Source organism: Flavobacterium sp., assembly GCF_044360715.1.
Classification (GTDB): Bacteria; Bacteroidota; Bacteroidia; order Flavobacteriales; family Flavobacteriaceae; genus Flavobacterium.
The window spans coordinates 1-14,467 of the sequence record NZ_JBIKJY010000022.1 but is presented as its reverse complement, the minus strand read 5'-3'; the positions used below and the strand labels follow the sequence as shown (position 1 = coordinate 14,467).

Annotated in this window: 15 protein-coding genes; 11 read left to right on the top strand and 4 right to left on the bottom strand. The window is 30.9% G+C overall.

What is annotated here, in order from left to right; genetic code table 11:
• Nucleotides 1-15: 15 nt before the first annotated feature.
• The 5 genes from dnaJ (at nucleotide 16) to ACIQ16_RS08085 (ending at nucleotide 5,956) form a co-directional block, all read left to right on the top strand.
• Nucleotides 16-1,131, top strand: a complete 1,116-nt coding sequence (gene dnaJ, locus ACIQ16_RS08105; RefSeq protein WP_396150410.1) for a molecular chaperone DnaJ — start codon at nucleotides 16-18, stop codon at nucleotides 1,129-1,131.
• Nucleotides 1,132-1,295: 164 nt separating this feature from the next.
• Nucleotides 1,296-2,216 (top strand): ABC transporter ATP-binding protein, encoded by a 921-nt coding sequence (locus tag ACIQ16_RS08100; RefSeq protein ID WP_396150408.1) that lies wholly within the window; start codon nucleotides 1,296-1,298, stop codon nucleotides 2,214-2,216.
• 113 nt (nucleotides 2,217-2,329) lie between these two features.
• On the top strand, nucleotides 2,330-3,634 hold the full coding sequence (locus ACIQ16_RS08095) for an ABC transporter permease (RefSeq protein WP_396150406.1): 1,305 nt from the start codon (nucleotides 2,330-2,332) through the stop codon (nucleotides 3,632-3,634).
• Between the two features lie 506 nt (nucleotides 3,635-4,140).
• The gene (locus tag ACIQ16_RS08090) at nucleotides 4,141-5,304 is read left to right on the top strand and encodes a sigma-54-dependent transcriptional regulator (protein ID WP_396150404.1); all 1,164 of its coding nucleotides are present in this window, start codon (nucleotides 4,141-4,143) and stop codon (nucleotides 5,302-5,304) included.
• Between the two features lie 43 nt (nucleotides 5,305-5,347).
• A complete protein-coding gene (locus ACIQ16_RS08085; protein ID WP_396150402.1) occupies nucleotides 5,348-5,956 on the top strand; it encodes a DEAD/DEAH box helicase in 609 nt (202 codons plus the stop codon).
• Between the two features lie 41 nt (nucleotides 5,957-5,997).
• On the opposite strand, the gene ACIQ16_RS08080 is transcribed toward ACIQ16_RS08085, so the two are convergent.
• From ACIQ16_RS08080 to ACIQ16_RS08070, 3 genes are all read right to left on the bottom strand, one after another.
• Nucleotides 5,998-7,056 (bottom strand): nucleoid-associated protein, encoded by a 1,059-nt coding sequence (locus tag ACIQ16_RS08080; protein ID WP_396150399.1) that lies wholly within the window; start codon nucleotides 7,054-7,056, stop codon nucleotides 5,998-6,000.
• An 82-nt stretch (nucleotides 7,057-7,138) separates the two neighbouring features.
• Nucleotides 7,139-7,453 carry a four helix bundle protein gene (locus ACIQ16_RS08075; protein WP_396150396.1) on the bottom strand — a complete coding sequence of 105 codons (315 nt, stop codon included), beginning with the start codon at nucleotides 7,451-7,453 and terminating at the stop codon, nucleotides 7,139-7,141.
• A gap of 105 nt (nucleotides 7,454-7,558) precedes the next feature.
• Nucleotides 7,559-8,110 (bottom strand): hypothetical protein, encoded by a 552-nt coding sequence (locus ACIQ16_RS08070; RefSeq protein WP_396150394.1) that lies wholly within the window; start codon nucleotides 8,108-8,110, stop codon nucleotides 7,559-7,561.
• 152 nt (nucleotides 8,111-8,262) lie between these two features.
• Between ACIQ16_RS08070 and trxB the strand changes: the two genes are divergently transcribed.
• From trxB to nadD, 6 genes are all read left to right on the top strand, one after another.
• Nucleotides 8,263-9,210 carry a thioredoxin-disulfide reductase gene (trxB, locus tag ACIQ16_RS08065; RefSeq protein ID WP_396150392.1) on the top strand — a complete coding sequence of 316 codons (948 nt, stop codon included), beginning with the start codon at nucleotides 8,263-8,265 and terminating at the stop codon, nucleotides 9,208-9,210.
• A 137-nt stretch (nucleotides 9,211-9,347) separates the two neighbouring features.
• The gene (locus tag ACIQ16_RS08060; RefSeq protein WP_396150390.1) at nucleotides 9,348-9,704 is read left to right on the top strand and encodes an arsenate reductase family protein; all 357 of its coding nucleotides are present in this window, start codon (nucleotides 9,348-9,350) and stop codon (nucleotides 9,702-9,704) included.
• Nucleotides 9,697-10,593: a DMT family transporter gene (locus tag ACIQ16_RS08055; RefSeq protein ID WP_396150388.1), complete on the top strand. Its 897-nt coding sequence runs from the start codon at nucleotides 9,697-9,699 to the stop codon at nucleotides 10,591-10,593. Before ACIQ16_RS08060 ends, ACIQ16_RS08055 begins: the two co-directional genes overlap by 8 nt.
• Before the next feature lie 56 nt (nucleotides 10,594-10,649).
• Nucleotides 10,650-11,510 carry a YicC/YloC family endoribonuclease gene (locus tag ACIQ16_RS08050; protein ID WP_396150386.1) on the top strand — a complete coding sequence of 287 codons (861 nt, stop codon included), beginning with the start codon at nucleotides 10,650-10,652 and terminating at the stop codon, nucleotides 11,508-11,510.
• Between the two features lie 90 nt (nucleotides 11,511-11,600).
• Nucleotides 11,601-12,173: a guanylate kinase gene (gene gmk, locus ACIQ16_RS08045; protein WP_396150384.1), complete on the top strand. Its 573-nt coding sequence runs from the start codon at nucleotides 11,601-11,603 to the stop codon at nucleotides 12,171-12,173.
• 89 nt (nucleotides 12,174-12,262) lie between these two features.
• A complete protein-coding gene (gene nadD / locus ACIQ16_RS08040; RefSeq protein ID WP_396150382.1) occupies nucleotides 12,263-12,844 on the top strand; it encodes a nicotinate (nicotinamide) nucleotide adenylyltransferase in 582 nt (193 codons plus the stop codon).
• Nucleotides 12,845-12,849: 5 nt separating this feature from the next.
• Here nadD and ACIQ16_RS08035 read toward each other — a convergent pair whose 3' ends face one another.
• Entirely contained in the window at nucleotides 12,850-14,382 is a 1,533-nt protein-coding gene (locus ACIQ16_RS08035; protein ID WP_396150380.1) for a S8 family serine peptidase, read from the bottom strand.
• Between the last annotated feature and the right edge of the window lie 85 nt (nucleotides 14,383-14,467).

Below are 14,467 nucleotides of genomic sequence, written 5' to 3'. Positions count from 1 at the left end.
TGGAATTTAATTTTTATGAAAAAAGATTTTTACGAAGTTTTAGGGATTAGCAAAAATGCTTCTCCTGAAGAAATAAAAAAAGCATATCGAAAAAAAGCGATTCAATATCATCCAGATAAAAACCCTGGAGACGCTGCTGCAGAAGAAAATTTTAAAACTTGTGCCGAAGCATATGAGGTGTTAAGTGACGCAAACAAAAAAGCAAAGTACGACCAATATGGGCATCAAGCCTTTGATGGAAACGGTGGCTTTGGTGGCGGACACGGAGGTATGAACATGGATGACATCTTTAGTCAATTTGGAGATATTTTTGGTGGCGGTTTTGGCGGTTTTGGTGGCGGCGGTGGCAGCGGTCAACGTAGAATGAAAGGAAGTAATTTACGTATTAAAGTCAAATTGACTTTAGAGGAAATTGCCAATGGTGTTGAGAAAAAAGTTAAAGTTAAAAGAAAAGTTCAAGCTGCTGGTGTAACTTACAGGACGTGTTCTACTTGTAACGGGCAAGGTCAAGTGATGCGAGTTACAAATACAATTTTAGGTCGTATGCAAACTGCTGCTACGTGTCCTAATTGTGGTGGAGCGGGTCAAATGATAGATAGTAAACCTGCCAATGCAGATAGTCAAGGTTTTATTACTGACGATGATACGGTTTCAATTAAAATCCCTGCTGGAGTAGTGGATGGTATGCAATTAAAAGTTGCAGGAAAAGGAAATGACGCACCTGGGAAAAATAGTATTCCAGGAGATTTAATTGTTGCCATTGAAGAAATTGAGCACGAATTTTTAAAGCGTGAAGGCGAAAATTTACATTACGATTTATATATCAGTTTTCCAGAAGCGGCTTTAGGAATTTCAAAAGAAATTGAAACGGTTTCAGGAAAAGTTCGTATAAAGTTAGAAGAAGGGATTCAATCAGGTAAAATTCTTCGTTTGAAAGGAAAAGGAATTCCAAGTTTAAATAGTTACGGAAATGGCGATTTGCTTGTTCACGTAAATGTGTGGACACCAAAAACGTTAAATAAAGAACAAAAACAATTTTTTGAAAGTATGATTGCAGATGAAAATTTTGTCCCTAAACCAGAAAAATCAGATAAATCTTTTTTTGAAAAAGTAAAAGATATGTTTTCGTAATTGAAAAAATAAATACATTTTAAAAATCTCAATCTAATCAGATTGAGATTTTTTTTGTCCAAAATTTTAAAGTAAACTATTTATGAAAAAAATGTAATTAAATTCATAATAAGATGTAACAAAATCCCTATATTACACACTAATTCAGAAAAGAAATACTGCAAATGAATACTATTTTAGAAGTTAAAAACGTAGTGAAACAATATGGCGATTATACCGCTTTAAATTCCGTTTCATTAAGTGTTCCTGAAGGAAGCATTTATGGTTTATTAGGTCCAAATGGCGCTGGAAAAACCTCATTAATTCGTATCATTAATCAAATTACTTTGCCAGATTCTGGTGAAATAATTTTAAATGGCGAAAAACTAAATCCCAATCACATTTCAATGATAGGTTATATGCCGGAAGAACGTGGTTTGTACAAATCTATGAAAGTGGGCGAGCAATGTTTGTATTTGGCTCAACTAAAAGGTATGAGCAAACAAGAAGCCAAAAAACAATTAAAATATTGGTTCGAAAAGTTTGAAATAGAAACGTGGTGGGATAAAAAGCTTCAAGAACTTTCTAAAGGAATGGCTCAAAAAGTGCAATTTATTGTAACGGTGCTTCACAATCCAAAATTATTAATTTTAGACGAACCTTTTTCTGGATTTGATCCTGTAAATGCCAATTTAATTAAGGATGAAATTATCGAATTAAATAAAAAAGGAACTTCGATTATTTTTTCAACGCATCGAATGGAAAGTGTAGAAGAAATGTGTGATTATATTGCTTTAATTCATAAATCAAACAAACTAATTGAAGGAAAATTGGAAGATGTGAAACGTAAATTTAGAACTAATACCTTTCAAGTTGGCGTTATGACACAAAATGTGGAAGCTTTAATGTATCAATTAACTCAAAAGTTTACTATTGGTCAAACCGATTTCAAATCGTTAAACGATGATTTAAAATTGGAAGTTCAATTAGGAAATCATTCTACAAATGAATTATTGTCTATTTTATCTCAAAACGGACAAGTAACCCATTTTGCAGAGAAAATACCAAGTGTAAACGATATTTTTATTCAAACCGTAACAGAATAGATATGTTAGATTATTAGAATTTTAGAAGGTTAGATACTCTAAATTTTAATGCACTTAAATATCAAATAAAACTAAAAATCTAAGAAGTCTAATCTTCTAAAAATCTTAAAATAATGAACAAATTATTATTAATTGTACGAAGAGAATTTATTGCCAAAGTGCGCAACAAATCTTTTATAGTGATGACTTTTTTAAGTCCGCTAATTTTCTTAGGAATGTCTTTTTTAATTGGTTATTTATCAAGTATTAATAAAGATGAAGCTACTAAAATTGCCATTTACGACCAAGGAAATATATTAAAAAGCAGTTTAAAATCCGACAAAGAAACGGCATTTACAGATTTGTCTTCAATGCCATTTAAAGTGGCAAAAGACACTGCAAGTAAAAGTTATGAGGGATTTTTGTTTATTCCAAAAACGGCAACTATTCAAGATTTAAAGTCTAAAGTTCAATATATTTCTGATGAAAGTGCCAGTGCGGAATTTATCTCAAACATAGAAAACGTGGTGGATTCTATCTTAACTCAAGATAATTTTAAAACTAATAATTTAGATATTTCTAAAATTGAAAAGGCTAAAGTGGAATCGACTTTGCAATTAAGTAAATATTCTGGTGATGCCAGTTTAAAAGGAATCAATGAAATTAAAATTGGATTAGGTTTTCTTTTTGGCTATTTAATTATGATGTTTATTATCATTTACGGAAACTTTGTGATGCGAAGTGTGATTGAAGAAAAAACCAATCGAATTATAGAAATTGTAATTTCATCTGTAAAACCATTTCAGTTAATGATGGGAAAAATTATTGGAAATTCATTGGCAGGAATTTTGCAATTTACCATTTGGGCTATAGTTGGAACGTCTATTTTCTTTATTGTTTCTACATTTTTTGGTGCTGAAACAGCTGCAAGTGCCAATCCAGAAGCGGTAAAATTAGCCGCTGAAAATAGTGGATTGATGTCGAAATTGCCTTTGTATTTAGATGAATTAGGAAATTTACCCATTGCTACAATTATTGTTTCGTTTATATTTTATTTCATTGGTGGTTATTTCTTATATAGTTCTCTATACGCTGCCATTGGTGCCGCTGTTGATAATGAAACCGATTCGCAACAATTTTTATTGCCTATTATTATGCCTTTAATGTTAGGTGTGTATATCGGATTTTTTACGGTTGCTAACGATCCTCACGGAAATATTGCTACGATTTTTTCTATGATTCCATTTACATCGCCAATTGTAATGTTAATGCGAATTCCGTTTGGCGTGCCTACTTGGCAAATAATTGTGTCTTTAGTCTTATTATTTGCTACATTTGTTGGAGTAGTCTGGTTTGCGAGCAAAATTTACCGTGTAGGAATTTTAATGTACGGCAAAAAACCAACTTGGAAAGAATTATATAAATGGTTGAAATATTAAAAGGAGTTTAAAAGGTTTAAGTTTAAAAGTTTAGTAGAGATATGGATTTTTTAGTTTATGGGTTACCAATAATTTTAGCTTTTAGTTTTATTTATTCAAATTTTATTATTAAAAAAGCTGAAAAAAAATTAGATTTTGAATTTGTAAATAAATTACAAGTAATTAAAGAAAAAGAAAGAAAGAAAATATTTTTAGTTTTGTTTTTTCCTATTTTTTTGTTTTTAAAAACAATTTTAAATAAATATGAAATTGAGTTTTACTTAATTATTGCTTTTGTTTTACTAATTATTTTTATAATTCTTTTTTTGTTTTACAAAAAATATAATAACTTTAAAAATCAAAACTTTCCAAATGATTTTTTAAATGAAATTATAAAATCTGAATCAATTAAATTAATTGGAATCGTTTCAGTTTTTGTCTTTATTTTTATAACTTTTTAGTTTAAAAGATATTCAGCAACCCCCTTTTAAACTTTTAACCCATTAAACTTTTAACCCAAAAGCCGAATGAGCAAAATCCTAATCATAGAAGACGAAGCGCCAATACGTCGCGTTTTAAATAAAATTTTATCGGAAGAAAATGACACCTATTTGGTACAAGAAGCTGAAGACGGTTTACAAGGGATTGAATTGGTAAAAAACGAAGATTTCGATTTGATTTTGTGCGATATTAAAATGCCAAAAATGGATGGCGTTGAGGTGTTGGAAGCCATAAAAAAGATAAAACCTGAAATCCCAATGGTAATGATTTCTGGTCACGGCGATTTAGAAACCGCAATCCAAACGATGCGTTTAGGCGCTTTTGATTATATTTCGAAGCCACCCGATTTGAATCGTTTGTTAAATACAGTTAGAAATGCTTTAGATAAAAAGCAATTGGTTGTAGAAAATAAAATACTTAAGAAAAAAGTATCCAAAAACTACGAAATGATTGGTGATAGTGAAGCCATTTCACATATTAAAACAATGATTGATAAAGTAGCTCAAACCGACGCAAGAGTTTTAATTACAGGTCCAAACGGAACAGGTAAAGAATTAGTGGCACATCAATTACACGAAAAAAGCAATCGTGCACAACAAGCCATTATTGAGGTAAATTGTGCTGCTATTCCTTCAGAACTAATTGAAAGTGAGTTATTCGGACACGTAAAAGGCGCGTTTACATCTGCAGTAAAGGACAGAGCTGGAAAATTTGAAGCAGCAAACGGCGGAACTATTTTCTTAGATGAAATTGGAGATATGAGTTTGTCGGCGCAAGCTAAGGTTTTACGTGCTTTGCAAGAAAATCTTATTCAAAGAGTAGGTGCAGATAAAGATATAAAAGTAGATGTTCGTGTTATTGCGGCTACCAATAAAGATTTGAAAACAGAAATAGCCGAAGGGCGTTTTAGAGAAGATTTATATCATAGATTAGCTGTAATTTTAATAAAAGTTCCTTCACTGAATGATAGACGTGAGGATATTCCCGCGTTAATTGAACACTTCACTTCTAAAATTTCTGAAGAACAAGGAACCACCAATAAAATATTTTCTAAACAAGCTGTGAAATTATTACAAGAATACGATTGGACAGGAAATATTCGAGAACTAAGAAATGTAGTAGAACGTTTAATTATCTTAGGAGGAAGTGAAATCTCTGAAAATGATGTAACTTTGTTCGCTTCTAAATAAAATCAGCCTATAGCTTAAAGCTTCCGGCAAAACGCTAAATAAAATGCAATTAAAAAAAATAAACCCACTTTTACATGAAGCATTAATCGAAAACGGTTTAACCGAAGCGAATGAAATGCAACAAGAAACTTTTTCAACTATCAAAAGTGGTGCGGATGCTGTAATTCAATCAGAAAAAAAATCAGGAAAATCTACAACAATTGTATTAAATGTGATTCAACGATTGGAAAAACCATTTATGGAATCGCCAAGAGCTTTAATTGTTGTGGAAACAAAAGAGAAAGTTTTGGAAATGGTTGAAATGTTTAAAAAATACAATCGATACAACCAATTACGCGTTTATGGTGCGCACGACAAAGGCGATATGGATTGGGATAAAAATCAAATTTCGTTAGGTATTGATGTATTAATTGGAACACCTAATCGCTTAGATTTAATGTTTGCTACTGCAGGTTTTGATGTAAATAGATTGCTTATGTTTGTGGTTGATGACGCCGATATTTTGTTTAAACTTCGATTAGATGCTAAAACAAATCGAATGTCAGAAAGCATTTCTAAATCGCAACGTTTGATTTTTTGTAATAAAATTTCAGATCGAGTAGAAGCAGTTGCCGATAGAACTATGATTGAACCTTTGTTTTTTGAAATGTAAAAAAAATCCTCAATTAGAAGTAATTGAGGATTTTTTTATAATTATGATTTACTTTCTTTGTTAAAATAAACCAAGTAATAATACATTTGCTTTTCTTCATCCCAACCCTTTTCTACAAATTTTTCTGCACTTTCTGGGTTTATGAAATCTAATTTAATTTGAATATTGGTATCTAATTCTATAACATTTTTAAGTTTTCTACGAACATCAGTTACAGCTGCATTGGCAATTGCAAAATTAGAAACGTCTTCAATGCTATATTTTGCTCCTTTGTCAACTTTATAATTTCTGAATTCAGGAATCAAATCTGGGTTGTTAATTACATCATTTAAGAATGCTGTTTCTTCAAATTCGTCGTTTTTCGCAAAATGATTTACCGCACGATTCATAAATAGTACTTCTTCTTTCTTGTCTTCTGCAGGTAAAACAACTTCTTTAGCAAAATCTTTACAAAATTGTAAGTATTTTTTAGTCATAAATGTTTCATCTTGAAAAACATCTACACTTAAAAAATGTTCTAACCAATAACGTGCATCATATCTGTTGCTATCAACAGTTAATATTTTGTACCCTTCTTCTTTTTTGTAATTAAAGATAAGGCAACCTTTATCTAATTTATTTAAGTTAATCCCATCTTGTAAAATCATTTCTAAGTTACTTCCGTTTTCTTGAAATTGTAAGAAGTCGGTCTTAATTTCACTTTTAAAAACTCCAATGGCATCTACTACATTATTATCAATAGAAACATTGGTTAGATATGCGATGTATACTTCACCACTTTTAATATGGGGATGGTTGGATTGTTCAAATAAATGTTGTGTGATTTTTTTTGAAATGTTATGAATTTCACCTGGATTATTGAATACTTCAGTAGCCAAATTGAACATTTCATTGTATTCTAAATCTACCTCATGAGCAAATTGATAGTAATTTTCTTCTTTTTCACGAAAAGCTTTAAAAAAATACTCTTTCAAAATCGGCATAATTTCGTCATTCAATGTGTACGGATTTTCAGAAAGAAAAATTTGTTCTTCTTTATGTTTATTGCCAACTCGGTGTATAGAAAGGTTTTCTACGTGTGTATTAAATAGGTTTATCATTTTTTATAAGTTGCTAAGTAGCAGAGATGCTAAGTTTCTTAGTTGTTTTTAATTTTGTTTGTAAATGAGACTATCATTCTTTCTAACACTCTCTGGTATCTTCATACAAGTTGTTAAAAGTTTCTTCGTCTAAATAAATTATGTTTTTTGCTATTTCTAATTGTGTTTGTAATTCAAATAATGAACCAATTGATATTTTTAGAAAACGCAAAAACTCTTTGCTACTTTCTCTTCCTAATCCTTCAGCAATATTACTTGGAATTGAGATTGCACTTTTTTTTATTTGTGATGTTAATCCAAAAACTTCTTCTTTTGGAAAGTTATTTGTTACTGTGTATATTTTAGTAACCAAAACCATTGATTTTTGCCAAATAAGAAGATTCCTAAAGTTGCTCATTTTGTTTTAAATTTTATATGGCGTATATTTTTATAGGATTAAATGTTTTTTCGAGTGTTTTTCTTAGTTAATAAGAAACTTAGCTTCTTAGCAACTTAAAAAAAACTAATTCCAGTTTTCTTCAAAGCCTTGATCTTCGTATGATTCAGAATCACCATAGGCATCCAAATCATCTTCGTCTAAATCATCTTCAAACTCATTAAACAAATCTTCGTTTTCTAAATCGCCGCCTCTAAAACCACTAGTTGTAGCTTCGTCGGGTAAAATCCCGTGAGAAAATAGTAAGGCAGGATAATCAACACCTTCTTTATTATTTTCCATTGCAGCTAATTCTACGAAAAATGTCCACATCGAAAACAAATCGTATACATAAACCAATTTAGTGTTTTGTTCGTGCACCAAATCATCTAATTTATATTCTGCCATTGTTTTTATTTCACCCGGAATATCTCCTGTGTCAAACATAGGAATGCCATCTTCTTCATGCCATGCCCAATCGTCACCACAAGTATAAAAAGCACCTACTTCGGATCCATCAAAACCAAAAGCATTTACTAAAGCATTGTGAAAATCTTCTAAGCTGTCTTTTGAATCAATAGCAATATCTCTAAAGATATCTTCTTCATTGTCTAAAATGGCTCTAAACTTATAAATCATAATGTGAGTTTTTAAAAAACAAAAGTAATCAATATTTAAAACTTTTATTATTGAAAATTACGATTGTTGATAAATAGTTTATCGAATTAAATGATAAAGGAAAAAATGTTTTTTGAATTTACTATTTTTGCTTAGAATTAAAATACATCATCATGTCAAACGAAATAGAAAAAGTAAAATGCCTTATTATAGGTTCTGGTCCTGCAGGATATACTGCAGCTATATATGCAGCTAGAGCAAATATGAATCCTGTTTTATACCAAGGAACACAACCAGGTGGACAATTAACAACAACGAATGAAGTTGAAAACTGGCCAGGAAATCCTGAAGGAATTACAGGTCCTGAAATGATGATTGGTTTACAAAAACAAGCACAACGTTTTGGAACAGATGTTCGTGACGGTTGGGCTACAAAAGTAGATTTTAGTGCTGAACCACATAAAATTTGGATTAATGATTCAAAAGAAATTTATGCTGATACGGTTATTATTTCAACTGGTGCTACAGCAAAATATTTAGGATTACCTTCTGAACAACATTATCTTCAAACTGGCGGTGGCGTTTCAGCTTGCGCGGTTTGTGATGGTTTTTTCTATAGAAACCAAGAAGTAGTTATTGTTGGAGCTGGAGATAGTGCTTGTGAAGAAGCACATTATTTATCTAAATTATGTAAAAAAGTTACCATGTTAGTTAGAAGTGAAAAATTTAGAGCTTCTAAAATTATGGAACAACGTGTAAAAAATACCGAAAATATTACTATTTTAATGAATCATGATACGGTGGAAGTTTTAGGTGACGGACAAGTGGTTACAGGTGTTAAAGCTAAAAACAAAACTACAAATGAAGACTTTGAGATTCCAGCAACTGGATTTTTCGTAGCGATTGGTCATAAACCAAATACAGATATTTTTGCAGATTATTTAACATTAGATGAAACGGGTTATATTGTAAATATACCAGGTTCTTCAAAAACAAATGTACCAGGTGTTTTTGTTGGTGGCGACGCAGCAGATCACGTGTATAGACAAGCTATAACAGCTGCAGGAACAGGCTGTATGGCGGCTTTAGACGCAGAGAGATATTTGGCAAGTAAACACTGATTTTATTAGGATATATTCACACAAAAATCGGATTTTATATCCGATTTTTTGTTTTAAATTTAAATGCTAAACATCACAGCAAAAATATCTTTCATACCTTTGTTTTTTAAATTTTTATAGAAACTAATTTAGCACATATGCGAAAAATATATTATCTCGCTTCTTGCGATACTTGCAGAAAAATAATTAAGTCATTGCCTTCAAATGCAAATTTAGAGTTTCACGATATTCGTCAAAATCCGATAACTATAGAAGAACTAGAATTTATGCACCAACTTTCAGGAAGTTATGAAGCCCTTTTTAGTAAAAAAGCCCAATTATATAAAGAAAAAGGATTGAAAAATTTATCCCTTACAGAAGCCGATTATAAAAATTATATTCTGGAACATTATACTTTTTTGAGTCGCCCCGTTGTGGTGTTAGAAAATGAAATTTTCATAGGAAATAGTCAACCAAATATATTAAAATTGCAAAAGGCTTTAAATAATGAGTAGTCGGTCTTGGGCTTTAGTTTGCGCTTGGATTGTAGCTATTATTTATGGGGTAACTTTTACCGTTGCCAAAGATGTAATGCCAAAGTATGTTGATGCTTATGGATTTATTGTAATGCGAGTTGCTGGTGCTACTATATTATTTTGGTTGGTTTCTTTTCTCGGACCAAAAGAAAAAATTGCTAAAAACGATTTTCTTCGCATTGCCGCTTGTGCCTTTTTTGGTGTTGCTTTTAATATGTTAACTTTTTTTAAAGGATTAAGTTATACCTCACCAATTATGGGAGCCGTTTTAATGGTAACTACTCCTATGATTGTTTTAGTGCTTTCTGCTATATTTATGAAAGAAAGCATGCAATCGAAAAAAGTTATTGGTATACTTTTAGGATTAGCAGGCACAATAACCTTAATTTTATATGGTAAAGATTTAAATAATGCACCAAATGCCACTTTAGGAAATTTATTAGTATTTGTAAATGCGGTTTCATATGCCTTTTATTTAATTTTTGTAAAGAAGTTAATGGATAAATACAACGCATTTACATTTGTAAAATACATTTATTTGTTTGGTTTTTTTATGGTGTTACCTTTTGGATATAATGAGTTACAAGTGGTAAACTGGAACGAAATCCCTTTAGATGTTAGTTTGAAAATTGGTTTTGTAGTTGTTTTTTCTACCTTTTTAACGTATTTGCTAAACTTAATTTCGATGCGAAATTTGAAACCAACAACTGTTGCTGTTTTTATTTATTTGCAACCTTTTTTTGCTACGATTTTTGCCATTGGTTTAGGTAAAGACAATTTGAATGCGGTAAAAATAGTTTCAGCAATATTAATTTTTGTTGGGGTTTATTTGGTGATTCATAAAAAGAAGGAGACTCGTTACGACTAATCACTTTTTAAAAATCACTAAAAAAACTTATCTTTACACTTTATTAGAAAAAATATATGATATTATCAATGACCGGTTTTGGTAAAGCAAGTTTGCAATTAGCTACCAAAAAAATTACAGTCGAAGTTAAATCTTTAAATAGCAAAGGACTCGATTTAAATACCCGTATGCCTTCTGTTTATAGAGAAAATGAATTAGCATTAAGAAATCTTTTAGCTCAAAAGTTAGAGCGAGGAAAAGTAGATTTTTCATTATATGTTGAGGTAACTGGTGAAGATACATCATCTAAAATTAATGCGCCTATTGTAAAAGCATATATGGCTCAGTTGAAAGCTATTTTACCAAACGCTGACGATACAGAATTGATGAAAATGGCAATTCGTATGCCGGATACGATGAAAACGGAGCGAGAAGAAATAGACGAAAATGAATGGAAACAAATTCAGATCGTAATTGATGAAGCGATTGAAAATATGTTGTCTTTTAGAAAATCGGAAGGCGCTTCTTTGGAAAAAGAATTTACGTTACGTATAGAAAATATCAGAAATTATATGAATCAGGCATTAGTTTTAGATCCTGAAAGAGTAAATAACATTAAAGAACGTTTACAAACCGCTATTGACGAGTTAAAAGTAAATGTTGATACGAATCGTTTTGAGCAAGAACTAATTTATTATTTAGAAAAATTAGATATTACTGAGGAAAAAGTTCGTTTAACCAATCATTTAGATTATTTCTTACAAACGTTAAACGGAAGTGAAGCCAACGGAAGAAAATTAGGATTTATTACTCAAGAAATGGGTAGAGAAATCAATACTATGGGATCCAAATCAAACCACGCCGAAATGCAAAAATTGGTTGTAATGATGAAAGATGAGTTAGAAAAAATTAAAGAGCAAGTATTGAATGTTCTTTAAAATTATATGCCATAAGCATTAGGCTTTAGGCAATTTAAAAACTATATTACAAGCTTATAGCATATTGCTTAAAGCCAAAAGCTTAAAAAAATGAATCAAGGAAAATTATTAGTATTCTCAGCTCCGTCAGGATCAGGAAAAACAACAATAGTAAGACATTTATTAGAACAAGAAGATTTAAATTTAGAATTTTCTATTTCATGCACCACACGTGAACTAAGAGGCGAAGAAGTACAAGGCAAAGATTATTATTTTATTTCTTTAGAAGAATTTAAAAAACACATTAAAGCGGAAGATTTCGTGGAATGGGAAGAGGTTTATAGAGATAATTTCTATGGTACATTAAAAAGCGAAGTCGAACGTATTTGGGCAAAAGGTAAAAACGTAATTTTTGATATTGATGTAGCAGGTGGATTGCGAATAAAATCGAAATTCAAGCAAGAAACATTGGCAGTTTTTGTGAAACCACCAAGTATTGACGAGTTAAAAATTAGATTAAAAAAGCGTTCTACAGAAAGCGACGATAAAATAAATATGCGAATTGCAAAAGCATCGGTAGAATTAGCCACAGCGCCACAATTTGACACCATTATAAAAAATTACGATTTAGATGTTGCCAAAGTTGATGCGTATAATTTAGTTAAGGAATTTGTGAATAAATAGGTACTAGGTAAAAGGTAATGGGTTAAGGGTAAAAGTAATTAATCCTATAAACCCAACACCCAACACCCAACACCCAACACCTAAAAAAAATGAAAATAGGTTTATATTTCGGAACATTTAATCCCATACATATTGGGCATTTAATTATTGCCAATCATATGGCGGAGCATTCGGATTTAGATCAAATTTGGTTGGTGGTAACACCACACAATCCGCACAAACAAAAAAACACTTTGTTAGACGATTACCATCGCTTGCATATGGTGCATTTGGCAACGGAAGATTTTCTAAAAATTAAACCTTCGGATATTGAGTTTAAATTGCCACAGCCCAATTATACAATTAATACTTTGGTGCATTTGCAAGAGAAACATCCTAATTACGAATTTTCTTTAATTATGGGTGAAGACAATTTAAATTCCCTTCATAAATGGAAAAACTACGAAGCCATTTTAAAACATCATCACATTTATGTGTATCCACGATTAAATTCTGGTGAAATAGAGAAGCAATTTGTCAATAGTTCCAAAATTCACAGAATTGATGCACCAGTTGTCGAATTATCATCAACATTCATCCGTGAAAATATTAAAAATGATAAAAACGTAATTCCAATGCTACCACATAAAGTTTGGGAATATGTTGAACATAATTTATTTTATAAGAAGTAATGGAATTAATTGGCAATAATTTTTATAGTTTTTTTATAATTATCATTTTTTAAAACCAGTATATAATTCCCTTTAGGATAATTAAAATCTATTTCGTTCTTTCCTTCATTAATTATAATTCTTTCATCTTTCATTAATTTACCATCATATGAATACACTTCTAAATTAAAGTTTGTATGGTAATTCCTAGAAAAAAACTCGAATTTTTTATTGTCAATCGGGTTTTTGTATGTAAATTCTTGTTTATTGTTTACAAGGTTTAAATTGCTTAGTGTTTGAAAAGCACTATAAGCGTTAACACGTCCCCAACCCATATATTCATCAAATCCAAGAACATCTTCATTTGCGGCTCCCACTTGATCTTGAGCAGTATTTTTTAATATGTTTTTTATTTGCAAAGGAGTTAAATTTGGATTAGAAGAACGTAAAAGAGAAGCGACTCCCGCAACTAGAGGAGTAGCTTGAGACGTTCCACCCCAATAACCATTATAATTTGTATCTGAAGTATGACTTAACCCATAAATATAATTGCCTGGAGCTACTATGGTTAAGTGATTACCATAATTGCTTCCAGAGGTAGCACTCCAAAAAAATGGTGAAGTCCGGTCATCATCAGAATCAGTAGAGCCTACTGCAATAATATCCATCGAACTTGCATATCCAGCGGGATAATAGGTTGTATTGTTGTTAAAATTCATCATGCATGCTACAAATACTACATTATTTGTTATTGCATATTGAACTGCGTTTTGCAAGGTTATACTATTTCCAGTTCCACCAATAGACATACTAATGATTTTTGCTCCTTTATCAACTGCATAGTATATTGAATTTGCCATCCATGAGTATTGACCACTGTTGTTCGCATCTAATACTTTTAATGGCATTAACTTTGAATTCCAATTTACTCCAGCATATCCTATTCCATTATTACCTTTTGCTAATAAAATACCAGTACAGTTTGTGCCATGCCCATAATCATCAGTTGCATTATTGTCATTGTTTGCGTAATCCCAACCATTAACATCATCTATTAAACCATTATTATCATTATCAACTCCATCATTCGCAATTTCACTGGAATTTGTCCATATTCTACCTGATAACTCAGGATGGCTTAGCCTAAATCCAGTATCTGGAACAGCTACAATTAGATTTGGATCACCAGTTTCAATATCCCAAGCTAAATCAATATCTGCGTCAGCATCATTTTCAGAAACAAAAGGCATTCCAGAAACATTAAAACTACCATTGTTAATTATTCCCCATTGTCGATTAAAAAGTGCATCATTTGGGGTTTGAAGTGCATCTGATTTTTTTCCACCTCCTTCAGATAAATAATCGGGCTCAACATAAATTATTTCTGGATAAGTCTTTAAAAGTTTTATACTTTTTGTTACATTTATTTCATTTTTAAATTCAATTTGAAACACAAATGTTTTTTCAGCTTGACCAATTGGAATAATTTTTTTAATTTGATTTCTACTTAACCAATTGTCTATTTTCGAAATTGAGAAAACATTATTTTTTAAATCCAATTTAGAAACACTCCATAACTCAGAATTTAATTTTAAAATTAATGATTTTGAGTTAAAATTTTATTTACTAATTAAATAATTAGTA